This window comes from Paracoccus sp. SM22M-07 (assembly GCF_001887735.1).
Lineage (GTDB): Bacteria > Pseudomonadota > Alphaproteobacteria > Rhodobacterales > Rhodobacteraceae > Paracoccus.
Genome location: NZ_JPKW01000007.1, coordinates 114,097 through 137,581 on the forward strand (window position 1 = coordinate 114,097; position 23,485 = coordinate 137,581).

Here is a 23,485-nt window from a genome sequence, read left to right on the forward strand (position 1 = left end):
CCGAGGGGAGCACGAATGCTCCCCTCTTGTCACCTGTCAGACGATCACGAAATCCGAAGCCGACAGCGTCAGCGACGCGTTCAGCTGCGCAAACTGGATCGCGGCCAGTTCGCCCGAACCATCGGCATCATAGGACAGCGATCCGCTGTTGCTGTCATAGATGACACGGTCCTCAGCGCCGAAGGACAACCCGCCCGGGTTGCTGACGAAGATATCCTCGGACAGCGCACCTTCGGCCCCCAGATCGGTGAAGATGAAATCATCCAGCAGGATCATGTCCTCGGCGCTGTCGAAATCATTGACCCGATCGACATTGCCGTCACCAAGCTCGGTCGAGAAGCGGAAGGAATCCGCCCCGTCACCACCGCTGAGGGTATCGGCACCCAGGCCGCCATCCAGCAGGTCGTCGCCGGCCCCGCCGCGCATCCGGTCATCGCCGGCCTCGCCCGGCTCAGCGGGGGCGGGCGGGAAATCGACCGAGACGTTCAGCTCGTATTCCGACCCTTCGGGGACGGTTTCGGACCAGCCATCACCCGGCGCGTCGGGCGACCAGCTGCCTTCCACGATGTAATAGGTGCCGCTTTCCTGCGCCACGAAGACGGTGCTGGAATCACGGTTGCTGTTCGAACCGGGATCGCCGCCGCCATCGTCGTTCTGCGCGACGATATTGCCCTCGGCATCCAGCAGCCGGACCCAGCTGTCATGGACGTTGGGATCGGCGATGCCATCGATGTCGATGGTCAGGACGGTGCCCGCGGCCAGGTTCAGGCTGTAATAGCCGCCCTGCCCGTTGCCGGTCGCGTTGACGGTGGTGTGCAGCACCGTGGTCGAGTCGAAGATGTCGGGATCGGCCGCCAGCGAGAAGTTGTCCGAAATGTCGAACGCCGTCTCGATCGAGTTGTTGCCCGCATCCGCGCCAAGCGTGGCATAGCCGCTGCCCATGCCGGGGCGCGGAATGGCATCCTCGCGGTCGCCGAAATCGCCCAGCAGGGTGTCGTTGCCGGCCCCGCCCTTGATCAGATCGTCACCGCCCTGCCCGGTCAGGACGTTCGCGCCGTCATCGCCGGTGATGCGATCCTTGAAGCCGGTGCCGGCAAGGTTCTCGATCGACACATAGGTGTCGCCGCCATTGCCGCTGCGATCCAGCATCAGGCGGATGCCGCGGTTCACGTCCGAATAATCGGCCGTGTCGTTGCCCGCGCCGCCATTCAGGATGTCGGACCCGCCACCGCCGGTCAGCGTGTCGTTTCCGGCCCCGCCAGCCAGGTCGTTGACCTCGGCCGTGCCGATCAGGCGATCGTCATTCGCCGAACCGACGACGTTTTCGACGTCGACGATGATGTCATGGCGGATCAGCGTGCCGCGACCGACGATCTGGACCGGGCCGTCGGCTTCGCCGCCATTGGCGGTGCCTGCCGCCAGATCGACGGTGACCCCGGTGGCGCTGTCGGCATAGACGATGGTGTCATTGCCCGCTCCACCGTGCAGATAGTCCTGTCCGGCGCCGCCGATCAGCACGTCATCGCCACCCTCGCCATAGAGGATGTCACCGTCATTGCCCCCGTCCAGCGTGTCGTTGCCGTTGCCGCCGTTGAAGAAGTCACCGCCGCCACGGCCCCAGAAATGGTTGTCGGCCTCGGTGCCGATGAAGCGGTCGATGCGGTCGTCGGACCCGATCAGATTCTCGATGCCATAGAAGGTGTCGCCCGACGCGGTGCCGCCGCTGGCGATATTGGTTTGCAGGTTCACGATCAGCTGGAAGGGGCTTTCATTGCTGTAATCGACCGTGTCGGTCCCGGCGCCGCCGATGAAGACGTCGATGCCTTCCTGGCCGCTCATGACGTCGTCGCCTTCGCCGCCATCCAGGATGTCGTTGCCTGCGCCGCCGAAGATGGTGTCGTTGCCGTCGCCACCGAACAGCGCATCGCCGCCGTCATCGCTCTCGGTCTGATCCTCCAGCTGGGACACGGGGATGGTGTTGTTGATGTCGCGGCTGGCCAGGGAATCGCGGCCGCCGGTGATCACATCGTCGCCGCCACGGCCATAGATCGTGTTGCTGCCCGCACCACCATCCAGCGTTTCGCCCGTTTCATCACCAAAGATGATGCTGGTCAGGGTCGTGTCGCCGATAATCGGCGCGGGGCCGTCCTCGGTCATGCCCGCCGCCTGCAGCGAGGATTCATCGGCATAGATGATGTTCTCGACATTGGCGATCTTGCGGATGTTCAGGTCGCGCGACAGCAGGACGACGGTGTCGTTGCCGCCGTCAGCTTCCTCGCGCACGATGTCATCCAGCGAGTCCACGTAATAGACGTCGTCGCCGCCATAGCCCGCCATGCTGTCTGCCCCGGCAAGGCCGTCCAGGACGTTGTTGCCGTCATTGCCGATCAGCACGTCGTCGAACTGGCTGCCGATGCCGTTCTCGATGTAATACTCGGTGCCATCCTCGTTATGGCCCGCATAGATCGAGACGTTGTTGCGGTGACCGTTGACGCTGGAAAACTCGCCGGCGCGCAGGTCCAGGATGGTGCCCGCGGTCGATCCCGAAAAGTCGATCGTGTCGGTGCCGCCAGTGTCGTGGATGACGAAGCCGATATCGTGCTGCATCCCCGACGAGGTCAGCGTGTATCCGTATTCGGTGCTGCCGAAGCCATAGATGTTGTCGCCGGTGTTCAGGTCGATCTTCTGGAAGGTCCGCACCCCGTCCTCATCGACGGTCGAGAAGAAGCGACGGTTGATCGCCTCGATATCGGCCATCAGGGGCGTCACGGCCGCCCAGCTGGACCGTTCGCCCACGTCGATCCCGTCGAAATAGGACATGACACTGTATTGCTGGCGGTCATAGCTCCAGGTGGCGTTGTTCAGATAGTTGATCTGCACGCCGCCCGGTCCGCTGTAGTTATACAGACCCGGGTGGTTCAGGCCGAATTCATGGCCGAATTCATGCACGAAGCTGTCGAAAACATAGCCGCCGATATCGGTCTTGTTGGGCTCGGTATCGTGGAAACGCTGGCCGATGCTGACATAGCGGTTGCTGGAAAAGGCGCTGCCGTCGCTCTGCTCGCCCAGCTCGGGGCTGACGACCTCCATCCAGTCGGTGTCGCTGTCGAAGGGCGTGTCATAGACGACCTCGAAGGTCAGCGGCGTGACCGACGACCACATGGCCAGCGCGCCGACGGCCGCGGCCTGGTAATCGGGATGATCGTTCAGTTCGGACACGTTGATACGCAGCGGTTCGGCCGCGATCTCGGGGGTCAGGTCGCGGTTCAGCGCACCGACGTAATCAAGGAAGGCTTCGTAATCGTCGCTTTTGCCAAAAGGATCGTCCGGGCTTTGATCATTGATCCACCACGGGTCCTGGGTCTGGCTTGCATTCAGCATCTTCGGGATTCCCTGTCTGACAACCACAAGTAATGACGGCTGTTCGATTTGATGATCGGCAGGAACCGCATGTGCGGCCTGCCAAGATGGTTAATATGCAGATCATGCAAGCTAAATCCGGACCTGTCTACACATCCGTTCACGCCCGTGTGTTAATTTTTTCTTTCATATTCAATTATTTATCAATAGATTAAATTTTATCTATCCGCATCAGTGTGATAGATTGATGACTTTACCATAGGTCAAGTCGGCAACATCAGGCCGACGCGGACAAGCGACCATGCGTCAACTTGAGGGCGATTTTCGCGCAGGCTGACAATCTGGCGCCCCGGAACCGGCAGGCCGGTCCCCCTGCCCCATCGCAAGGCCCCAGGCCGATCGGTCCACCCCCAGGGCTGGCGCTATCTGGGGGTTGGACCGGATGACATGATTTACGTCTCGAACTCCTCGCCCTGCAACATCTGCGAACGCGAGAAAAGGCTTCGGAGAGATCCGCCGCATGGGGTTGAACGGCAGCGATGCACGGCCCATCCTGGCGGGCATGGGCAACACCGTCGGCTTCGGCTGGAACCACTAGACCGGGAACCTGTGGTTCACCAATCCCGTAGCGCTGCTGGGGGGCCCATACTGCGCCCCGGGGAATGCAATTCCATCAGGGGGACATGTTCGGCGACGACCACAAGGCGCAGATCTTCATCGCCAAGCACAGTCCGTGGAACCGCACCGTCAAGGAAGGCGCCGAGGTCGCGGTCGCCTATCTGGACGGCGACACCGGCATCGCCCGGACCGAGCCCTTCCTGACAGGCTTCATCGTGGACAAGGAATGTGTCGGCCGTCCGGTCGATGTGGCGACGACGCCCAACGCCGAACAGATGGCCCAAGGCGCGCAGCTGGCCCAGGATCACCGCTGCGCCTCCTGTCACGGTGCGGATGACACGGGCGGCCGCCTGATGCCGCCCCTGCGCCACCAACGCGAAGGCTATCTGGCCAAGGGCGCGACCCGTCAAAAGGCTTCGCGGTAAAGACGCAGGGCGGTGGCTTCGTCGACCTCGACCGGGTTGTTGACCAGCAGGCGGGTCTGCAGCATCGCGTCGCGCGCCAGCATCGGCAGGCTGTCATGCGGCACATCCACATCCCGCAGGCGGCGCGGCGCGCCCGACCGGTCCATCAGGTCCTCGATGAAGGCCACGAAGGCTGCGGCACGGTGCTGGATGTCGCCGTCCGTCGGACCCATCACGATATCGGCCAGTTCGGCATAAAGCGGCGCCGCCCTTGTCATGTTCATCCGCAGGACAGGCCCCAACATCAGCGCGTTCGTCAGTCCGTGCGGCAGATGGAAATGTCCGCCAAGCGGATAGGCCAGCGCATGCACCGCCGCGACGGGACTGTTGGCAAAGGCTTGGCCCGCCAGATTGGCACCCAGCAGCATCGCCTCGCGCGCGGGGCGGTTCCCGCCATCCTTGCAGGCCGTGATCAGGTTTCCCGCCAGCAGCCGCAGTGCCTCTCGTGCGAACAGATCCGAAAGCGGGTTCTTGTGGTGACGCCCCGTATAGGCCTCGATCGCGTGAACCATCGCATCGATCCCCGTGGCCGCCGTCTGCGCGGCAGGCAGTCCCACCGTCAGCTGGGCGTCCAGCAGCACCAGATCGGCAAAAAGCTGGCGGGCGACGATGCCCATCTTGGTGGTGCTGCCGGTGGTCAGGATGGTGATATGCGTCACCTCGGACCCGGTTCCGGCGGTGGTGGGCACCTGGACCAGCGGCAGGCGGCCGCCCTGCACCCTGTCGATCCCGTAAAGATCCCTCAGGGGCTGGTCAGTGTCCAGCAGGGCGGCCACCAGCTTGGCGATATCCATGGACGACCCGCCCCCCAGCCCCATCACCATGTCGCAACCCCGGTCGCGCCCCAGCCTGACGCAGCTTTCCACCACGTCCTCGGGCGGGTCCGCCACCACGTCGTCAAACACCGTCGCGGCAAAGCCCTGTTCGGCCAGCGACCTGATGATCGGGTCCAGCAGGCCGCTTTCATGCAGGAACCGGTCGGTGACGATCAGCAGGCGGCGTGCATCAAAGCGCCGGGCCAGCAGGTCGCCCATGCGCGCGGCACCGCCCCATTCGACCGTCACAGCACCGGGGGTCTGGAAGGCGAAGGGCTGGGTCGGGTCTGTCATCTGATGATCCATCTGCTGCGCGTGGGCGGGCCTTGGGGCATGCTAGCCTGCCCGATCATGGCTGTCAGGGGATTCCGCCGTGGCGACGGAAACCGGATGCCGGCCGGGATATCGACGAAACGGACCCCCCGACGGCCGGCATCCGTGCCCGCCTGCCCCGGCGGGCGCCGACATCCGGCAGGCGTCCCAGGGGCGTGCGACATGCCGCGAAGGCCGGGGATAAAAAAAACGACGCGCTTTGCATCCGGTCGCCCACCGGCGGCGTCTTCGGTTCATACGGGCAGCGGAATGGCCGCCGCCCCCGACCAAGGAGCCGACCCATGATGACCAAACTGAGCGCCCTGACCATTGCAGGCCTGATCTGTGGAACCGCCGGCGCAGCCCTGGCCGACGACCACGCCATGACCGCCATCGGCCTGTCGGGCGACAAGATGCTGCACAAGATCGATGCCGGCACGGCCACGGTGACGGAATCGATGGAGGTGACAGGCGTCGACCGCCTGCTGGGCATCGACCTGCGCCCCGCGACCGGTCAGCTGATCGGCGTCAGCGACACGTTCCAGATCGTCGAGATCGACCCCGCCACCGGGGCCGCGACCGTCATCTCGACCATGGATACCGAACTGACCGTCGCGGAGGGCGGATCGGTGATCGTCGACTTCAACCCCATGGCCGACAAGCTGCGCTTCATGTCGGGCACGACGAACCACCGTGTCGACATTGAAACCGGCGCGGTGACGGTTGACGGCTCGCTGGCCTTTGAAGAAGCCGACATGCATGCGGGCGAAGAACCGGCCATCGTCGCCGCCGCCTATATCAATTCGTTCGGCAAGCCCGAAGCGACCGCCATGTATGATATCGACAGCACCATCGTGGCGCTGATCCAGCAGACCTCGCCCAATGACGGAACGCTGGCCGCCATCGGCAAGCTGGGGATCGACGGCGCCGACAGCTATGCCTTCGACATCGCCACCGATGCCGAGGGCACGAACACCGCCTGGTTGGCCGCCGGCGGCCAGCTGCACAGCGTGTCGCTGGAAGACGGCTCGGTCCAGGAAAGCTGGGACATCAAGGATGCGGGCGACGCGGTGCTGCGCGACATCACCTTCATGACCGCCAAGATGTGATCACCGCCACGCGCGGATCAGATGGGGCCGGGGCGCGGCAGCGCCCCGGCCCTTTCGCATGGCCGTTGCCTGCGAATTCGCGCGGTGGCGTCTGGATGTTTCCCGCCCCGCGGCGCTAGCATGCGTCAGCGCGCTGCCAAGGGGGCGGCGGCGGCACCCCGGCATCAGGACGGCGCGACATATGACACGGCACCCCCACCCCCGCAGCCTGGATCCGCAGCGGCTGGTCAATGACCTGGACTGGAACCTGCTGCGCAGTTTCGTGGTGATCGTGCAGGCCGGCGGCATCTCGAAGGCGGCCGAGGTGATGAACCTGACCCAGCCCACCGTCAGCGCCGCGCTGAAACGGCTGGAGGATCGCCTGGGGCGGCGGCTGATCGACCGTGGCCCGACCGTCTTTGCCCTGACCGAGGCCGGCGAACGGCTTTACGCCGAAGCCGTCGAGATCCGCGGATCGGTCCTGCGGCTGGCGACGATCCTGCGCGACGTGACCGATGCCATCAAGGGCCATGTGCGGCTGGCCATCGCCAGTCATGTCATCTCGCCGCTGCTGGATGATTGCGTGCGCGATTTCCACAAGGCCTGCCCCCTAGCCACGCTGGAGATCGAGGTGATGGCCAGCCGCCAGGTCCAGGCGCGGCTGGCCGACAGCGCGGTGTCGGTGGGGATCTGCCTGGCCCTGAACCGCCAGGAACGGCTGGAATACCGGCGGCTGTTCAGCGAATATTTCGGCATCTTCTGCGGCCGCAGCCATCACCTTTACGGCCAGCAGGATATCGGCCCCGAGGCGCTGCGCGGCGAAAGCTCGGTCAGTTTCGTCACCGACCAGATGAGCGACGCGCTGCGCCCCGTGACGGTCATGCGGGCCAGGCTGGGCCTGTCGGACCGGCTTGTCGGATCGTCCCCGAACCTCGAGGAGGTGCGGCGCATGATCTCGGCGGGGCTGGGCGTCGGGCCCCTGCCCGTCCATGTCGCGCGCCCCGATGTCGAGGCGGGCGTGCTGTGGCGCCTACCCCCCTATGACCAGCTGCCGCGCATCGACGTGAACGTCGCGTGGAACCCCAAGGCGCGGATGAACCGCGCCGAACAGGCCTTCCTGGACCTGCTGCTGAAAAAGATCGCAGACACACCCGACGCCCTGCGCGATTACCGGGCCTGATCCAGCACCTTGCCGGGGTTCATGATGCCCTTCGGGTCCAGCATCTGCTTCAGTTGCCGCATCAGCGACAACGTGTCGGGCGATTTCGATGCCGCCAGCTTGGCGCGTTTCTGCAACCCGATGCCGTGTTCGGCCGAAAAGGACGCCCCCGGCGTCGCGGCCAGCGTGGCATAGAACAGATCGTCGATGCGCCCGCGGTCCTGCTTGGCCTGGGGCGTCAGCGCCACGCAGACATGCAGGTTGCAATCGCCCAGGTGCCCGAAGACATGGGACTGGATATCGGGCAGATCGCGCGCCCGGGCGTCGTCCCACCGGCGCAGGAAATCGTCGATCCGATCGGCCCCGATGCTGACGTCGAAGGACAGCATCGCGCCCAAGGGGCGGGCGATCAGGTCTGTATCCTCGCGGATGGCCCAGATGGCGGCGCGTTCGCGGTCGGATTTGGCGATGACGCCGTCCTGCACCAGGTCCCTCTCGGCGGCGGCCTCGAAGATCGACAGCAGCAGCGCTTGGGCCGCGTCCTGCGTGGCGCCCGTCACCTCGACGATCAGGTGCAGCGCGGGGCCGGGGGCCAAGGGTTCGCGGCCCGGACACAGAAAGCTGGTCGTCAGGCGATAGAAATCGGGCCACATCGCCTCGAAGGACAGCAGGCTGCCGGGTGCCATGACCTGCGCCATGGCCAGAACCGCCTGCGCCGCACCCAGATCCGGGCAGGCCAGCAGCGCCGAGACACTGGCGCCGGGCCGCGGATAAAGCCGCAGCACCGCCGCGGTGACGATCCCCAGCGTGCCTTCGGCCCCGATGAACATCTGCTTCACATCATAGCCCGTGTTGTCCTTGGGCAGGGTGTTCATCTCCTCGATGATCCGTCCGTCGGCCAGCACCGCCGTCAGCCCCAGCACGTTGTCGCGCGTCATGCCGTACCTGATCACCCGCACCCCGCCCGCATTGGTGGCGATGGCGCCGCCAAGCGTGGCGCTGTCGCGCGACGGAATGTCGATGCCGGTCGTCAGCCCGTGTTCCGCGGCGGTGCGGTCCAGATCGGCGATGGTCGCACCGGCCTCGGCGATGATGATGCGCTGCAGGGGATCGACGCGCAGGATGCGGGTCATGCGGTCCAGCGACAGGGCCACCTGATCGCCCGTCGTGGCGGTGGCATCGGTCAGCCCCGTCAGCCCGCCCTGCGCCACGATGGGCGTACCGGCGTCGTTGGCACGGCGGCAGATGGCCGCGACCATGGCGGTGCTGTCCGGCCGCAGCAGCAGCCCTGCGGCGCGGCTGGCATCGCAATAGCCGGGGTCCATGCCGCGCAGCCGGTCGGGGCCGACGATCGCGCCCGCCGGGCAGATGTCGTCAAACCGATCACGCATCCGCCTTGGCCTTCCACGCGCCCATGATGGCCTGGGCGATCATCAGGTCCAGATGCGCGCCGCCGCCATTCTTGAACAGCGTGATGTCCTGTCGGGTCATGCGCCCTGCGCGACCGGCCTCCAGATCATGGAAATCGCCCAGGACGCTGTCGCGTGAGATGACGCCCGCCGCCAGCGGGATCTTCAATTCGCCGATATGGTCCAGCGTGGTCTGGCGGCTGTCGACGAAGATGCGCGCGCGGCGCAGCAGGGCGTCGTCGGCCTCGCGCATGTCGGCGCGAAAGGCACCCACCAGGTCCACATGCGTGCCGGGCCGCACCCATTCCCCCCGCAGGACCGGGTCGCGGGCCATGGTGGCGCTGGCCACGATATCGGCCTGCCCCACGGCCTGCGCCAGATCGGTCGCGGCGGTGGCGGGAATGCCGTCGGCCGTCAGCCTTTCAGCAAGGTCGCCGGCCGTCGCGGCGGTGCGGTTCCAGATCTGGATGCGCTCCAGGTCCGGGAAGGTCGCGTGATAGACCCGCGCCAGCGACCCCGCCACCTGCCCCGCGCCGATGATGACCATCTGCCGGCTGTCGGGCGGCGCCAAATAGCGCGCGCCCAGTCCCGAATCCGCCGCCGTCTTCCAATAGGTGACCAGCGCGCTGTCGATCAGCGCCACGGGCGTGCCCGTCTGGTCGTCGAACAGCACCATCACCCCCTGGACCGAGGGCAAGCCGCGCGCGCCGTTGCCCTGCATCACCGTGACCGTCTTCAGGCCCATGCCGATCCCGTCGACCCAAGCCGCACGGTTCAGCAGGGTGTCCCCGTCGCGCGTCAGGAACAGATCCCCGATCCGGGCCGGGGGCAGCCGATGCCCATCCGCGATGGCCTCGACCATCATCGGCCAGTTCAGATGCGCATCGACGTCTTCGGCACGCAGATAGGGCAGGTTCGCGGCAGGCATGGCGGGTCCTTTCGAAATGGCTCAGGCGGTGAAGGCGCCCAGATAGCTGGCAAGATTGTCCCCAAGCGCGGGCTGCATGTAGCCCCCTTCCTGCACGTTCAGGACAGGCAGGTCCACCGCCCGGATCGCCGCCCCGATCGTGGCGAAATCGGCGGTGGTCAGCGTCATGCCGCGAAAGGGGTCGCCCTCATGCGCGTCCAGGCCCAGGGCCACGACCACCACCGTCGCGCCGTAACCGGATATCCGGGCCAGGGCCGTATCCAGCGCGGGCAGATAGGCGGCAATGCCCGACCCGCGCGGCAGGGGCAGGTTCAGGTTGTACCCTTCGCCGCGCCCGGCGCCGCTTTCCCCGGCAGCGCCCGCATAGAAGGGATAAAACTGCATCGGATCGACATGCAGCGATATCGCCAGCACGTCGGCGCGGTCGTAAAAGATCGCCTGCGTGCCATTGCCGTGATGCACGTCGATATCCAGCACCACGGGCCGGTGCCCCTGCGCGCGCAGATATTCCGCCGCGATGGCCGAATTGTTCAGAAAGCAGAATCCGCCCGCGATTTCGGAGTACGCATGATGCCCCGAGGGACGTGACAGGGCATAGCAGGCCCGCGCCCCGCTAAGGATGTCATCCGCCCCCGACAGCGCGGTCTGCGCCGACCAATAGATCGCGTCCCAGCTGTGCGGGCCGATGGGACAGGATGTGTCGGCGTTGTGGAAACCGATCTGCGCCTCGGGTTCGGGGCTGTAATGGCGCATCGGGTCCAGGCAGAAGCGGCTGGGAACGACCTCGGACAGGTCGGGATATTCCGCGCGCCGCCTGTCGTGGATCGATGCCAGGTAATCCAGATAGCGCGGCGTATGCAGGGCCGCCAAAGGCGCCATGCCGTGATCGGTGGGGACATGGCGCGTCAGACCGGCCCGCGTCGCGCCATCCAGCAACAGGTCCACACGCTCGGGGCGGTCGGGGTTCTGGGTGACGCGGCCGTTCAGCAGGCGGAACTGCGGATCATGGGCGCGCTGGTGGTCGTCGTGAAAGAAATTCATCATATGTCCTCATACCCGCGCGGCGGCGCGGGCCGTTTCGAATTCCCGCCCCGGAAGCGCCGCCAGCAGGCCCCGCGCATAATCCGAAGACGGCATGTTCAGGATGCGGGCGGCGTCGCCCGCCTCGACGATGCGGCCCTTCTGCATGACGATCAGCCGGTCGCAGATCTGGCCAGCGACCCGCAGGTCATGGGTGATGAACAGCATCGACAGGTTCAGGTCGCGCTTCAGCCCCGCCAGCAGGTCCAGGACCTGTGCCTGCACCGACACGTCCAGCGCCGAGACCGCTTCGTCGGCGACGATCAGTTCGGGGTCCAGCACCAGCGCGCGGGCGATGCCGATGCGCTGGCGCTGCCCGCCCGAAAATTCATGCGGAAAGCGCGACATCGACCCGGCATCCAGCCCCACGCGGTCCAGCAGGGCCGCGGCACGGTCGCGGGCCTGGGCGATAGGCGTGCCATGGGCCACCTGCCCTTCGGTCAGGGTCTTGCCGATGCTCTGGCGCGGCGGCAGGCTGGAATAGGGGTCCTGAAAGATCATCTGGACGCGCTTGCGGTCGCGGCGCAGCGCCTCGCCGCGCAGGGCCGCCATGTCGCGGCCGTTCAGCAGCACCTGTCCCCGGTCGACATCCTGCAGCCGCACGATGGCGCGGCCAAGGGTGGATTTGCCGGACCCGCTTTCGCCCACGATGCCGATCGTCTCGCCGGCCTGCAGATCAAAACTGATGTCGTCCAGCGCGGTCACCACGCGGGGCTTGCCGCCCAGCCATCCGCCGCCGCTGCGGAACTGCTTGTGCAATCCCTTGACCTGCAGCAGGGGCGCGGCGGTCGGGACCGGGGCATCATCGGTCATGCCCTTCAGCTGCGGGATCGCATCCAGCAGGGCCTGGGTATAGGGATGCTGCGGGCGCAACAGCACGTCGGATGCCGCGCCCTGTTCCACGATGACGCCGCTTTGCATCACCAGCACCCGGTCGGCGATGTCGGCCACGACGCCCAGGTCGTGGGTGATGAACACCACCCCCATATCGTGCCGACGCCGCAGATCGTCCAGCAGCCGCAGGATCTGCGCCTGCGTGGTGACGTCCAGCGCAGTGGTCGGTTCATCGGCGATCAGGATCGCGGGCTCCAGCGCCAGCGCCATGGCGATCACCACCCGCTGGCGCTGGCCGCCCGACATCTGGAAGGGATAGGCGCGCGCACTGGCGGCGGGGTCCGGCAGGCCCACCTCGGTCAGCAGGTCGATGACGCGGTCGCGGCGGGCGGCGGGTGTCAGCATGCCGTGGGCCTCGAAGACCTCCTCGATCTGGCGGCCGACGGGCATCAGGGGGTTCAGCGCGGTCAGGGGTTCCTGAAAGATCATCCCGATCCGACGGCCGCGGAGGGTGCGCATCTGCGCCTCGGACAGCTGGACAAGGTCTTGTCCGTCGAAGGTGATCGAACCACGGGCCACGGACAGCCCCTCGGCCAGCAGCCCCATGACGGCATTGGCGGACATGGATTTGCCCGACCCGCTTTCGCCGACGATGCACAGCATCTCGCCGTGGTTCAGATCGAAGCTGACATCCTTGACGGCATGGGGGCGGTCGGCCCCTTTCGGCAGGGCGATGGTCAGGTCGGTGACGGAAAGCAGGCTCATGCGTCGCCCCTGTTCAGTTTGGGGTTCAGGGCGTCGTTCAACCCTTCGCCCACCAGGTTCAGCGCCAGGACGGTGAAGACGATGGCGATGCCCGGAATGAAGGACAGCCACCATGCCGTGCGCAGCGCCGTCCGCGCCGCCCCGATCATATAGCCCCAGGACATCACGTTCGGGTCCGACAGCCCCAGGAAGGACAGCGAACTTTCCAGCAGGATCGCCGTCGCCACCATCAGGGACGCCAGGATGATGATCGGTGCCAGCACGTTCGGCATCACGTGATGGACCAGGATATGGCGGTGGCGCAGGCCCTGGACGATGCCCGCCTCGACGAATTCGCGGCGGCGCAGGGACAGCACCTCGCCGCGCACCAGGCGGGCGACGGGGGGCCAACTGACCAGCGCGATGGACAGCACCACGAAATGCAGCTGCGGCTGAAAGATCATCAGCAGCACGATGGCCAGCGCAAAGCTGGGAATGGTCTGGAAGAACTCGGTGAAGCGCATCAGCAGGTCGTCGTGCCAGCCGGGGAAATATCCGGCCACGGCCCCCACCGGCACGCCGATCGCCAGCGCCGCCAGCGTCGAGACCAGCCCGATCAGCAGCGACACCCGTGCCCCGTGGATCAGCTGGCTGAGGACATCGCGGCCAAGCGCATCGGTGCCAAGCGGCAGCGCGCTGTCCTGAAAGGGCGGCAGGAAGGGGCGCTGCACCATGCGCCACGGGTCCTGTGCCGTCAGGAAGGGACCCAGAACGGCCAGAAGAACGACGACGCCCAGCAGCACCAGGCCGATCACGGCGCCCCTGTTGCGGGCATAGCGGGACCAGAACGTGTTCATGATTGCAGCCTGATGCGGGGATCGACGACCATGTAGAGCAGGTCGGTGATCAGGTTGAAAAGAAGGACCAGCGCGGCCGACACGAAGAAGACGCCCAGGATGATGTTGTAATCGCGTTGGGCGATCGCCTCGAACATCAGGCGGCCGATGCCGGGCCAGGCAAAGACGGTCTCGGTCAGGACGGCGCCGCCGACCAGCTGACCGGCCTGAAGACCGGCCAGCGTGATGATGGGCAGCAGCGCGTTGCGCAGCACGTGCCGGCGGGTGATGACGGATGGGCGCAGCCCCTTGGCACGGGCGGTCTTGACGAAATCCAGGCGGTTCACCTCCAGCATCGAGGCGCGGGTCATGCGGGCATAGACGGCGGTGAAGAACAGCCCCAGGGTCGTGGCGGGCAGGATCAGGTGCAGCGCGATGTCGCCCATCCGCGCAAGCCCGGTGTAATTCGCCCCCACGGTTTCATAGCCAAAGCCCGGCAGCCACCCCAGCCCCACCGAAAACAAAAGCGACGCCATCAGCGCCATCCAGAAGAGCGGCGTCGCGTAAAACAGCAGCGCCACGGTCGAGATGATCGTGTCGCCCCATCCACCCTGCCGCCGCGCGGCCAGGGCCCCCGCCAGCACGCCCAGCCCAAGCGAGATCGCAAAGGCCGTCGTGGTCAGCAGCAGCGTCGCGGGCAGGCGATCGGCGATCAGATCGAAGACCGGGACGTCGCGACGGAACGACCAGCCCATGTCCAGCGTCAGATAGCCCTTGATGTAAAGCGCCAGCTGCACCGGCAGCGACTGGTCCAACCCGAACCGCGCCCGCATGTCGGCCAGCACCTGCGGGTCCGACGAGCCGGTTTCGGCCATCATGATCATCGCCGGATCGCCGGGGGCCGCGTGGATCAGGAAGAAGTTCAGGACCAGGATGGCCAGCAGCGTCAGCGCCGCCTTGACCAACCGGCCCAGGATGAAACGTGCCATCGCACAGGTCCTTTCATCTGGTCCGTCCGCAGGGCGCTGCGCTCTGCGGACGAAACGCCGGGTTCAGCGGTCGATCCAGGTGTCGCGCATGCTGTCGTTCAGCCCGATGGCCGAGGTGACGATGTCCTTGACCTCGCAGCGATAGACGGTGGGCTGCTGCATTTCGGTCAGCCAGGCGACGGGGGCCTCCTCGACCAGCAGGGATTGCGCCTGGGCATAGATGGTGGCGCGTTCCTCGTCGGTCAGGGCGGTGGCGCCTTCGGCGAACAGGCGGTCGACCTCGGGGTTCTCATAGCCCTCGACGTTGTTCCACTGCGATCCCTTGGCGATGTTGGTCGAGACATAGTTGCGCGCCACGCCCAGGGCCGGATCGCCGTATTGATAGACGAAGGTGAAGGCCATGTCGTAATCCCAATCCGCCAGCCGCTGGTTCCAGCCCGCGACATCGCTGGCGACCAGTTCGGCATTGACGCCGATATCGGACAGGTTCTGGCGCACGGCCTCGGCCCAACGCTGCCAGACCTCGCCGTAAGGCAGGGGCAGCAGGCGCAGGGTCTGGCCGTCATAGGACGACGCCTCGACCAGCGCGCGCGCGGCATCGACGTCGAACTGGATCGAGGGCGTGTCGCCGGAATAGAAGCGGGTCGAGGAATTGACCGGCCCCGTCGCAGCACGCCCAAAGCCCGCAAAGATCGCGTTCACCGCGAAATCGCGGTCGATGGCCATGTTGATGGCGCGGCGCAGCTTGGCATCGTCCAAGGGCGCGCTGCGGTTGTTCAGCCAGATCAGCGACAGCGGACCGAAGAATTCCCACCCCTTGTCGGTGACGCAGACATTCTCCATCGCCTGGATACGCGGCAGGTCGAACATCTCGACGCTGCCGGCGGGCAGGACGTCGACCTCGCCGGTCTCGAAGGCGATGGTGCGCGACGCGGCATCGGGGATCACGCGGTAATAGATCTCGTCCAGCCGGGGCAGCCCGTCGCGGTAATAGTCGGGGTTCTTGACCAGGTGGATATAGCTGCCCTGTTCCCAGGCATCGAACTTGAACGGCCCGGTGCCGATGGGCGTCGCATTGGCGGGATTGCCCGCGAAATCCGTGCCCTCATAGATGTGCCGTGGCAGGATCGGGCTGGACCCGGATTCGAAGGAGCGCAGGAAGGGACCAAAAGGCGTCTTCAGCTGATAGACGACGGTTCGGTCGTCGGGGGCGGTGATGCTTTCGACATGCTCCAGCACCGTGCGCCAGCGCGAGCTGGTCTCGCGCAGGAAGACATCGTGGGAAAACACCACGTCGGCGGCGCTGAAAGCCTTGCCGTCATGCCAGGTCACGCCGTCCTGCAGGGTGAAGGTGTAGGTCAGCCCGTCATCCGACACGCTCCATTCGCGGGCCAGGCTGGGCATAGGGTCCAGGTTCTCATCATAGCGCAGCAGGCTTTCATAGATCTGCCCCGCCACCATCTGGGTCGGTGCATTCTGCAGCAGGCCCAGGTTCAGACCGGTGGGTTCCGGCTGGACGATGGTGTTCAGCGTGCCGCCCATCTTGGCGTCCTGGGCGGCGGCGGCACATGCGATTGCGGATACGCCTGCGGCAAGCGCCAGCGTCCTGAGCGATGTCATCATGTCATTCCCTGTCATTTTTATGCCGGTAGGTCCAATGCCCGCGACCTTGGCGGCCCGCCCGACCCGGCTGTTGACTGAAGCGACCCTAGCAAGACCAGCCCCATCGACGGCATCATGAATCTGAATGATCAATATAGACGGGGTCTATGATGCGCCAAGGTCCAGCCCCTGCTGGCGGATCGCGCCGAAACCGCGCTGCCCAATGGACAGGCAGCGGCATTTACGCGGCGGGACCGGACCCCGCACCGTCCCGAATGGATGAATATCCGCCCCGCGACTGAACCCTTGCTGTCCCGGTCGGCTTATCCTTGGACCGTTCCCGACACCGGGACGATGCCCCTGTCCGCCATTGCAAAAGGACCAGCCCATGAGCCCACTTCAGATCGCTGCGGTCATCCTGGCGCTTGCGGCCGCCTCTGGCAGCTTCAACTATTTCTTCTTCCGGCTGCCGCCCTCGATCGGGATCCTGGTCACGGCGCTGCTGGGGTCCATCGCGATCCTGGGGGTCGATCTTTACCTGCCCGACCTGCAGCTGGTGGGGCAGATGCGCGATCTGGTCGCGTCGATGCAATTCTCGGGGTCGCTGCTGGACGGGATGCTGGGGCTCTTGCTGTTCGCCGGGGCGCTGCACGTGTCCATCGCCGATCTGCGCAAAGAGGCCCTGCCCGTCCTGTTGATGGCCACATTGGGCATCGCCATTTCCACCGCCATCGTGGGCTTCGGCTTTTCCTGGATCACGGGCATGCCGATCCTGATCGCGCTGGTCTTCGGCGCGCTGATTTCCCCCACCGATCCGGTGGCGGTGCTGGGCATCCTGCAGGACGCCAAGATCCGCAAAAGCCTGGAAACCAAGATCGCGGGGGAATCGCTGTTCAATGACGGCGTCGGCTATGTCGTCTTCCTGCTGCTGGTCGGGCTGGCCTTTCCATCGGGCGACAGCCACGGACCCGCGGGTTTCGACCTTGGCAGCGCCGTCGCGCTGTTCCTGCAAGAGGCCGTGGGCGGCGCGGTTCTGGGGGCCGTGCTGGGCTGGTCGGTCTTCCAGCTGATGCGCCGCATCGACGATTACCCGCTGGAGGTGATGCTGACCCTGGCCCTGGCCCTTGGCGGGTATGAACTGGCGCTTGGGCTGCATGTCTCGGCGCCGATCATGGCGGTCATCGCAGGGCTGATGATCGGCAATGCCGGTCGCCGCGATGCCATGTCCGAGGAAACGCGCACCTATGTCGACGGCTTCTGGCGCCTGATCGATGAAATCCTGAACGCCGCCCTGTTCCTGATGATCGGGATGGAGATCTTCCAGCTGACCATCACCCGCGACATGGCCGTCACCCTGCCCGCCGCCATTGCGCTGGCGCTGGTGGCGCGGCTGATGTCGGTCGCCCTGCCGATCCTGATCCTGCGTCCCATCCGCCACGAGGCCCGCGACGTCATCCCGCTGATGACCTGGGGCGGGCTGAAGGGCGGCATTTCGGTGGCGCTGGCGCTGTCGCTGCCCGACAGCGACTGGAAGGCGCCGATCCTGGCGGCGACCTATGCGGTGGTGGTCTTCTCGATCCTGGTGGAGGGGCTGACACTGGGTCGCCTTGCGCGCTGGCTGGGCCGTCGCCTGGAACACTGAGGCGACGGCCCTTGTGCGATCAGATGTCGAACGCGCTTGGCAGGATGATGATGTCGCGGATGGTCACGTTGCGGGGCCGCGACATCATGAAGATCAGCGCATCGGCCACCTCGGCGGGTTCGATCAGCCCGCCCGCATCCTTGGCACGCTGCAGGCGATCAGGTTCCCAATCCGACAGCAGCGCCGAGATCACCGGCCCCGGAGAGACCTGCCCCACGCGGATCCCATGCGGCAACAGCTGGCGGCGCATCGTCTGGACGAAGCAGGTGATCGCCCATTTAGACGCCGCATAGACCGGCTCGACCTCGACCGCCGTGTGACCCGCGACCGAACAGGTGACGAAGATGTCGCCCGTGCCGCGCTTGATCATGTGCGGGGCCACGGCCTGCACGTTCTTCATCACCGCGTTGACGTTCAGCGTCATCATCCGGTCGATGGCCTCGGGGGTGGTCGCGCCCAGATCGCCGCCGATATAGGTGCCGGCGTTGCAAAACAGGATGTCCAGATGCCCGACCTTGTCTAGGATCTGCGGCACCATGGCGTTGCAGCTGTCTGCATCCAGCAGGTCGGTCACCTGGGGAATGGCCTTGAGCCCCAGTTCGGCCACCAGGTCGTTCAGCGCCTGTTCGTTCCGGTCCACCATCACGACGCTGGCCCCTTCGTTCAGCAGCGCGCGGGTCGTCGCAAGGCCGATCCCCGAGGCCGCGCCCGTGATCGCCGCGATCTTGCCGTTCAGTGTTTCGGACATGTCAGTCTCCTTCTTTTTGCGGATCAGGTGCCGCAGGTCTTGGGTCACAGGGGTTTCAAACGGCCAGAAAGCCGCCATCCAGCGGCAGCACCGCGCCGGTGATCATCGCGGCATCGTCCGACAGCAGCAGGGCGATGGCGCGGGCGACATCATCGGCCTGCGCGAAACGTCCGGCGGGGTGGCGATCCAGCATGGGGCCGCTTTTGGCAGGATCGCTCCAGGCGGCGGCGGCCAGTTCGGTCATGGTGACGGTGGGTGCGATGGCGGCGACCCGGATGCCGTGGGGGCCCAGTTCGCGCGCCATGACGCGGGTCGCCCCCTCCAGCCCCGCCTTCGAGGCGGCATAGCACAGGTGATCGGCGAAACCGCGATGGCCCGCGATGCTGGTGACGTTGACGATGGCCCCGCCCAGACCGTCCGCGATGCGGCGGCGGGCGAATTCCTGTGCGCAGATCAACGCGCTGCGCAGGTTGATGTCCATGACCGTGCCATAGCCCGCGTCGGTCATCTGCAACAGGCTTTCCAGCACATTGGTGCCCGCACAATTGACCAGGAAATCGCAGGACCCCGCCTCTGCCATCGCATCGCGCGCGGCCGCGGGGTCAGACAGGTCGGCCGCGATGCCCCGCCCGCCCGTTTCGGCGCAGAGGCTGTCCAGATCGGATTGCGTCCGGCTGATGGCCACGACATGGGCGCCGCGTTCGGCCATGGTCAGGGCGGTGGCGCGACCGATGCCCTTGCCGGCGCCGGTGATGATGACGGATCTGCCGTCGAATTGCATGGGGGACCTCATGGGCTGGGGGGCGTGTCGGCGCGGATCTGACGCGCCATGGATTGCAGCTGCAGGAAGGCGCGATGGCGGCTGTCATGCAGGCGGCGCAAATCACCCCCTGCGGGCTGACAGGTGCCCTGCACGCGGGTCATGGCCGACATGGCGGCGTGGATGTCCCGATGAACCCCGCCCGCCACGCCGCCCAGAATGGCCGAACCCAGCAGCACGGGTTCGGGACAGGAGGTCACATCGACGGGCAGCCCCGTGGCATCGGCCAGCAGCTGACGGATCAGCGGATGGCGCCCCGCCCCGCCGCTGATGGCGATGCGCGACACGCCCGCGCCGTGATCGGCTTGGGTCTGGATGATCTGGCGCAGGCCATAGCCCAGCCCGCAGATCCCCGCGACATAGAGCGACACCAGCGAGGCCATGTCGACCTCCATCCCCTGCCCCATGACGACGGCGCGGGCCTGCGGGTCGGCAAAGGGCGCGCGGTTGCCCAGGAATTCCGGCACGACATGCAAATGGCGCGCCCGCGTCACCGCATCACCCGCCCTGCCCGCCTGATCGGCCAGCCATTCGGGCAGCGACTGCCCCGCATCCGCCGCCGCGGCCGATGCCCGGGCATGGGCCGGATGCATCGCCACAAGGTGATCGATGGCCGCACCCGCGACGGATTGCCCGCCCTCGTTCAGCCAGGCGCCGGGCACCATGGCCGAGAAATACGGGCCCCAGACCCCCGGCACGAAGGCCGGTTCGCGCGTCGTCGTCATCGTGCAGGACGACGTCCCGAAGACATAGCCGAGCGAGGCGAAGGGATCGCCCGCCCCGACGGTGCCGATCCCGCCCGCATGGGCATCGATCAGCCCCGCCGCGACCGCGATCCCGGCGGGCAGCCCCATGGCATGCGCGGCGTCAGGCGTCAGCCCGGCCCCAAGCGCGGTGCCGGGTTCCACGACCTGGGTGCCGATGCGCGTAAACCCTTCATCCGCCAGGACGCCCAGGCCGATGGCGTGGAAGTAATCGGCGTCCCACCGGCCTTCATGCGCCAGATAGGTCCATTTGCAGGTCACCGTGCAGATTGACCGCGCCTTGCTGCCCGTGGCCTTCCAGGTCAGGAAATCCGTCAGGTCGAAGAAATCCCGCGCCGCGTCAAAGACCTGGGGGCGGTTTTCCTTCAGCCACAACAGCTTCGGCGTCTCCATTTCGGGGGAAATGCGCCCGCCGACATAGTTCAGCACCTCATGATCGCCGGCATTGATGCGCGCGGCCTGTTCGACGGCGCGGTGATCCATCCAGACGATGATGTCGCGGTCGGGCTGGGCCGGATCGCCGACGCCAAGGGGGCCATCGCCGCAGACGACCAGCGAACAGGTCGCGTCGACGCCGATCCCCGCCACGCTGGCCGGATCGATCCCCGCCTGCCCGACCGCCTGCCTGACGGCCAGGCAGACCGCGTCCCAGACCTGCGCGCTGGATTGTTCGGCGATGTCGCCCGTGGGGCGGTGCATCTGGACGGGACGGCTGGCATGGGCCAGCAGCTGGCCGTCCGTATCAAAGACCCCCGCCCTGGCGGAACCGGTGCCCACGTCGATGCCGATCAGATGTCTGGTCATGTCAGCGCCACTCCCGCCCGATATAGATGGCCAACAGGATGATCAGACCCTTGATCACGTCCTGCATGTAGGGGTTGATGCCCATCAGGTTCAGCCCGTTGTTCAGCACGCCCAGCAGCACGGCCCCGATCAGCGTCCCCAGGATCAGGCCGCGCCCGCCGGCGATGGCGGTGCCGCCCAGCACGACGGCGGCGATGGCGTCCAGCTCGAACCCGACGCCGGCATTGGGCTGGCCGCTCATCAACCGGCCGGTCAGCACGATGGCCGCCAGCGATGCCGTCAGGCCGGAAATGGCAAAGACCGCCAGCTTGACCCGCCCCGTCCGCACGCCCGACAGCCGCGCGGCAATTTCATTGCCGCCGATGGCATAGACGTGGCGACCGAACGGCGTGCGCTGCAGCAGCACCCAGGCCAGCGCATAGACGACCAGCATGATGATGACGGGCACCGGCACGACGCCGATGCGCCCGATGCCGAACCACGCCACCCAGGACGGCAAGCCGCTGATCGGATAGCCGCCCGAATAGATCAGCCCCAGCCCGCGCGCGATGCCCATCATCGCCAGCGTCACGATGATGGCGGGCATGCGCCCCCAGGCGACCAGCGCCCCGTTCACCAAGCCCAGGCCCAGCCCGACCATCAGCGCCGCGGCCAGCGACAGTCCGGCGGGCAGGCCCATGTTGACCATCAGCCCGGCAGCGACCGTTCCGGCCAGCGCCATCACGGCCCCCACCGACAGGTCGATCCCCCCGGTCAGGATGACGAAGGTCATGCCCACCGCCAGGATGCCCACGACAGATACCTGCCGCAGCACGTTCAGGATGTTGGCCAGCGTGAAGAAGTTGTCGCTGGCAAAGCCCATCAGCACGCAGACAACGACCAGCCCGACCAGCGGCAGGGCCAGCGGGGAATGCAGCAGCCATTCAAGGGCCCTGCCCCTGCGTGACGTGGCGATATCGGCGTCATGCGACATGGTCGACCTTTCCGGTTGTGGCCTCGGTCATGATCCGTTCCGAGGTGATGGCACCCCCTTCGACCGTCGCGACGATGCCCCCCTGACGGAAGACGCAGACGCGGTCGGACATCCCGATCACCTCGGGCAGTTCGGACGAGATCATGATGATGGCATAGCCCTGCGCGGTGAAATCGCGCATCAATTGATAGATTTCGGCCTTGGCACCGACATCGATGCCGCGGGTGGGTTCGTCAAAGATCAGCACGCGCATGTCGTGGTTCAGCCAGCGGGCGATCACCACCTTCTGCTGGTTGCCGCCCGACAGGGTGTCGACGCGCGCATGCGGCCCCGGCGCCTTGACCCGGACCTGCTGCATCGCGGTCCGCGTGCAGTCGCGTTCCTTGCGGAAATCGATGAACCAATGCGCCTGCGCGTATTTGCGATAATTGTTCAGCGACACGTTCTGCAGGATCGAAAAGGGCGTGATCAGCCCCTGTTCCTTGCGGCTTTCGGGCAGCAGGCCGATGCCACGCACCAACCCGTCGGCCGCGTCGCGCAGCCGCGTTTCGACCCCGTCGATGCGCAGGCGGCACCGCGCGGCGCCATGTTCGCCCAACATCGACAGCACCGTTTCCGTCCGGCCCGACCCGACAAGGCCCGCAAAGCCCAAGATCTCGCCCGCGCGCAGGTGAAAGGCGCTGACGGGCCCGCCGCGGCGCAATTGCAGTTCCGTCACCTCCAGCACCATGGGGGCCTGCGGGTCGGGGGCGGGTTTGGGGGGAAAACTGTTTTCGATGCGGCGCCCGACCATCATCTCGACCAGGCCGTCGGTATCGACCTGGCCCACGTCGCGGTCGCCCACATATTCGCCGTCGCGCAGGACGGTGATGCGGTCGCAGATCTCAAATATCTCGTCCAGGTGATGCGAGATGAAGACGATCGCCACCCCCGCCGCGCGCAATTCGCGCATCACCTTGAACAGATGCGCGGTTTCGGTGGGGGTCAGCGTGGCGGTGGGTTCGTCCAGGACCAGGATGCGCGCGTTCAGCGACAGCGCCTTGGCGATTTCCACGAATTGCTGTTCGGCCACCGACAGCCGCGCGATGGGAATGTCCAGGGGGATGTCGACCTCCAGCCGCTTCAGGATCTGGCGGGCGCGTTCGCGCATGGCGCGGCGGTCCAGAAGGCCCAGGCCGTTGCGGATTTCGCGCGCCAGGAACATGTTCTCGACCGCGGTCAGATAGGGGATCAGGCTGAATTCCTGAAAGACGATGCCGATGCCCGCCCGGATGGCGTCGTCATAGGTGGGAAAGCTGCGTTCCTGCCCATCGACCAGGATCGTGCCGCTGCTGGGCTGGATGATGCCGCTGACGATCTTCATCAGCGTCGATTTCCCGGCGCCGTTCTCGCCCAGCAGGGCATGCACCTCGCCTGCGCGGACATGCAGGTCGACGCCGTGCAGGACCTCGATCCGGCCAAAGCTTTTGCGTATTCCCCTCAGTTCAAGCATAGCG

The 23,485-nt window shown here is 66.2% G+C and carries 18 protein-coding genes; 4 read left to right on the top strand and 14 right to left on the bottom strand.

Annotated elements, in window-relative coordinates; genetic code table 11:
- Positions 1 to 36: 36 nt before the first annotated feature.
- Positions 37 to 3,381 carry a M10 family metallopeptidase C-terminal domain-containing protein gene (locus IE00_RS20585; RefSeq protein WP_072297353.1) on the bottom strand — a complete coding sequence of 1,115 codons (3,345 nt, stop codon included), beginning with the start codon at positions 3,379 to 3,381 and terminating at the stop codon, positions 37 to 39.
- 662 nt (positions 3,382 to 4,043) lie between these two features.
- Between IE00_RS20585 and IE00_RS12015 the strand changes: the two genes are divergently transcribed.
- Positions 4,044 to 4,403: a c-type cytochrome gene (locus IE00_RS12015; RefSeq protein ID WP_072297354.1), complete on the top strand. Its 360-nt coding sequence runs from the start codon at positions 4,044 to 4,046 to the stop codon at positions 4,401 to 4,403.
- On the opposite strand, the gene IE00_RS12020 is transcribed toward IE00_RS12015, so the two are convergent.
- A complete protein-coding gene (locus tag IE00_RS12020) occupies positions 4,385 to 5,551 on the bottom strand; it encodes an iron-containing alcohol dehydrogenase (protein WP_072297396.1) in 1,167 nt (388 codons plus the stop codon). The two genes, IE00_RS12015 and IE00_RS12020, sit on opposite strands and share 19 nt — an antisense overlap.
- Before the next feature lie 323 nt (positions 5,552 to 5,874).
- Here IE00_RS12020 and IE00_RS12025 point away from each other — a divergent pair, with 323 nt between their 5' ends.
- The gene (locus tag IE00_RS12025) at positions 5,875 to 6,678 is read left to right on the top strand and encodes a DUF4394 domain-containing protein (protein WP_072297397.1); all 804 of its coding nucleotides are present in this window, start codon (positions 5,875 to 5,877) and stop codon (positions 6,676 to 6,678) included.
- Between the two features lie 181 nt (positions 6,679 to 6,859).
- Positions 6,860 to 7,837, top strand: a complete 978-nt coding sequence (locus tag IE00_RS12030; protein ID WP_072297355.1) for a LysR family transcriptional regulator — start codon at positions 6,860 to 6,862, stop codon at positions 7,835 to 7,837.
- Here the strand turns inward: IE00_RS12030 and IE00_RS12035 are convergent.
- From IE00_RS12035 to IE00_RS12065, 7 genes are all read right to left on the bottom strand, one after another.
- The gene (locus tag IE00_RS12035; RefSeq protein WP_072297356.1) at positions 7,825 to 9,207 is read right to left on the bottom strand and encodes an FAD-binding oxidoreductase; all 1,383 of its coding nucleotides are present in this window, start codon (positions 9,205 to 9,207) and stop codon (positions 7,825 to 7,827) included. The two genes, IE00_RS12030 and IE00_RS12035, sit on opposite strands and share 13 nt — an antisense overlap.
- Positions 9,200 to 10,153, bottom strand: a complete 954-nt coding sequence (locus IE00_RS12040) for an ornithine cyclodeaminase family protein (RefSeq protein WP_072297357.1) — start codon at positions 10,151 to 10,153, stop codon at positions 9,200 to 9,202. The genes IE00_RS12035 and IE00_RS12040 overlap by 8 nt, the downstream gene beginning before the upstream one ends.
- 21 nt (positions 10,154 to 10,174) lie before the next feature.
- Positions 10,175 to 11,194: a histone deacetylase family protein gene (locus tag IE00_RS12045; RefSeq protein WP_072297358.1), complete on the bottom strand. Its 1,020-nt coding sequence runs from the start codon at positions 11,192 to 11,194 to the stop codon at positions 10,175 to 10,177.
- Between the two features lie 9 nt (positions 11,195 to 11,203).
- Positions 11,204 to 12,832 (bottom strand): ABC transporter ATP-binding protein, encoded by a 1,629-nt coding sequence (locus IE00_RS12050; protein WP_072297359.1) that lies wholly within the window; start codon positions 12,830 to 12,832, stop codon positions 11,204 to 11,206.
- A complete protein-coding gene (locus IE00_RS12055) occupies positions 12,829 to 13,668 on the bottom strand; it encodes an ABC transporter permease (RefSeq protein ID WP_072297360.1) in 840 nt (279 codons plus the stop codon). Before IE00_RS12055 ends, IE00_RS12050 begins: the two co-directional genes overlap by 4 nt.
- Positions 13,665 to 14,636: an ABC transporter permease gene (locus IE00_RS12060; RefSeq protein ID WP_072297361.1), complete on the bottom strand. Its 972-nt coding sequence runs from the start codon at positions 14,634 to 14,636 to the stop codon at positions 13,665 to 13,667. Before IE00_RS12060 ends, IE00_RS12055 begins: the two co-directional genes overlap by 4 nt.
- A 63-nt stretch (positions 14,637 to 14,699) precedes the next feature.
- Positions 14,700 to 16,256 (bottom strand): ABC transporter substrate-binding protein, encoded by a 1,557-nt coding sequence (locus tag IE00_RS12065; protein WP_072297398.1) that lies wholly within the window; start codon positions 16,254 to 16,256, stop codon positions 14,700 to 14,702.
- Between the two features lie 370 nt (positions 16,257 to 16,626).
- Between IE00_RS12065 and IE00_RS12070 the strand changes: the two genes are divergently transcribed.
- The gene (locus tag IE00_RS12070) at positions 16,627 to 17,880 is read left to right on the top strand and encodes a sodium:proton antiporter (RefSeq protein ID WP_072297362.1); all 1,254 of its coding nucleotides are present in this window, start codon (positions 16,627 to 16,629) and stop codon (positions 17,878 to 17,880) included.
- Positions 17,881 to 17,899: 19 nt separating this feature from the next.
- On the opposite strand, the gene IE00_RS12075 is transcribed toward IE00_RS12070, so the two are convergent.
- The 5 genes from IE00_RS12075 to IE00_RS12095 are packed head-to-tail and all read right to left on the bottom strand — an operon-like array spanning position 17,900 to position 23,481.
- Positions 17,900 to 18,628, bottom strand: a complete 729-nt coding sequence (locus IE00_RS12075) for an SDR family oxidoreductase (RefSeq protein ID WP_072297399.1) — start codon at positions 18,626 to 18,628, stop codon at positions 17,900 to 17,902.
- Between the two features lie 55 nt (positions 18,629 to 18,683).
- Positions 18,684 to 19,409 (bottom strand): SDR family oxidoreductase, encoded by a 726-nt coding sequence (locus IE00_RS12080; RefSeq protein WP_072297363.1) that lies wholly within the window; start codon positions 19,407 to 19,409, stop codon positions 18,684 to 18,686.
- 8 nt (positions 19,410 to 19,417) lie between these two features.
- Positions 19,418 to 21,016 (bottom strand): FGGY-family carbohydrate kinase, encoded by a 1,599-nt coding sequence (locus IE00_RS12085; RefSeq protein ID WP_072297364.1) that lies wholly within the window; start codon positions 21,014 to 21,016, stop codon positions 19,418 to 19,420.
- Position 21,017: 1 nt separating this feature from the next.
- Entirely contained in the window at positions 21,018 to 21,989 is a 972-nt protein-coding gene (locus tag IE00_RS12090) for an ABC transporter permease (RefSeq protein ID WP_072297365.1), read from the bottom strand.
- Entirely contained in the window at positions 21,979 to 23,481 is a 1,503-nt protein-coding gene (locus tag IE00_RS12095) for a sugar ABC transporter ATP-binding protein (RefSeq protein ID WP_072297366.1), read from the bottom strand. The genes IE00_RS12090 and IE00_RS12095 overlap by 11 nt, the downstream gene beginning before the upstream one ends.
- Positions 23,482 to 23,485: the final 4 nt, after the last annotated feature.

What these genes read in the sequence shown, in the direction of transcription:
- IE00_RS20585 (WP_072297353.1), bottom strand. Translation starts at nt 3,381, where the DNA reads ATGCTGAATGCAAGCCAGACCCAGGACCCGTGGTGGATCAATGATCAA.
- IE00_RS12015 (WP_072297354.1), top strand. Translation starts at nt 4,044, where the DNA reads ATGTTCGGCGACGACCACAAGGCGCAGATCTTCATCGCCAAGCACAGT.
- IE00_RS12020 (WP_072297396.1), bottom strand. Translation starts at nt 5,551, where the DNA reads ATGACAGACCCGACCCAGCCCTTCGCCTTCCAGACCCCCGGTGCTGTG.
- IE00_RS12025 (WP_072297397.1), top strand. Translation starts at nt 5,875, where the DNA reads ATGACCAAACTGAGCGCCCTGACCATTGCAGGCCTGATCTGTGGAACC.
- IE00_RS12030 (WP_072297355.1), top strand. Translation starts at nt 6,860, where the DNA reads ATGACACGGCACCCCCACCCCCGCAGCCTGGATCCGCAGCGGCTGGTC.
- IE00_RS12035 (WP_072297356.1), bottom strand. Translation starts at nt 9,207, where the DNA reads ATGCGTGATCGGTTTGACGACATCTGCCCGGCGGGCGCGATCGTCGGC.
- IE00_RS12040 (WP_072297357.1), bottom strand. Translation starts at nt 10,153, where the DNA reads ATGCCTGCCGCGAACCTGCCCTATCTGCGTGCCGAAGACGTCGATGCG.
- IE00_RS12045 (WP_072297358.1), bottom strand. Translation starts at nt 11,194, where the DNA reads ATGAATTTCTTTCACGACGACCACCAGCGCGCCCATGATCCGCAGTTC.
- IE00_RS12050 (WP_072297359.1), bottom strand. Translation starts at nt 12,832, where the DNA reads ATGAGCCTGCTTTCCGTCACCGACCTGACCATCGCCCTGCCGAAAGGG.
- IE00_RS12055 (WP_072297360.1), bottom strand. Translation starts at nt 13,668, where the DNA reads ATGAACACGTTCTGGTCCCGCTATGCCCGCAACAGGGGCGCCGTGATC.
- IE00_RS12060 (WP_072297361.1), bottom strand. Translation starts at nt 14,636, where the DNA reads ATGGCACGTTTCATCCTGGGCCGGTTGGTCAAGGCGGCGCTGACGCTG.
- IE00_RS12065 (WP_072297398.1), bottom strand. Translation starts at nt 16,256, where the DNA reads ATGACATCGCTCAGGACGCTGGCGCTTGCCGCAGGCGTATCCGCAATC.
- IE00_RS12070 (WP_072297362.1), top strand. Translation starts at nt 16,627, where the DNA reads ATGAGCCCACTTCAGATCGCTGCGGTCATCCTGGCGCTTGCGGCCGCC.
- IE00_RS12075 (WP_072297399.1), bottom strand. Translation starts at nt 18,628, where the DNA reads ATGTCCGAAACACTGAACGGCAAGATCGCGGCGATCACGGGCGCGGCC.
- IE00_RS12080 (WP_072297363.1), bottom strand. Translation starts at nt 19,409, where the DNA reads ATGCAATTCGACGGCAGATCCGTCATCATCACCGGCGCCGGCAAGGGC.
- IE00_RS12085 (WP_072297364.1), bottom strand. Translation starts at nt 21,016, where the DNA reads ATGACCAGACATCTGATCGGCATCGACGTGGGCACCGGTTCCGCCAGG.
- IE00_RS12090 (WP_072297365.1), bottom strand. Translation starts at nt 21,989, where the DNA reads ATGTCGCATGACGCCGATATCGCCACGTCACGCAGGGGCAGGGCCCTT.
- IE00_RS12095 (WP_072297366.1), bottom strand. Translation starts at nt 23,481, where the DNA reads ATGCTTGAACTGAGGGGAATACGCAAAAGCTTTGGCCGGATCGAGGTC.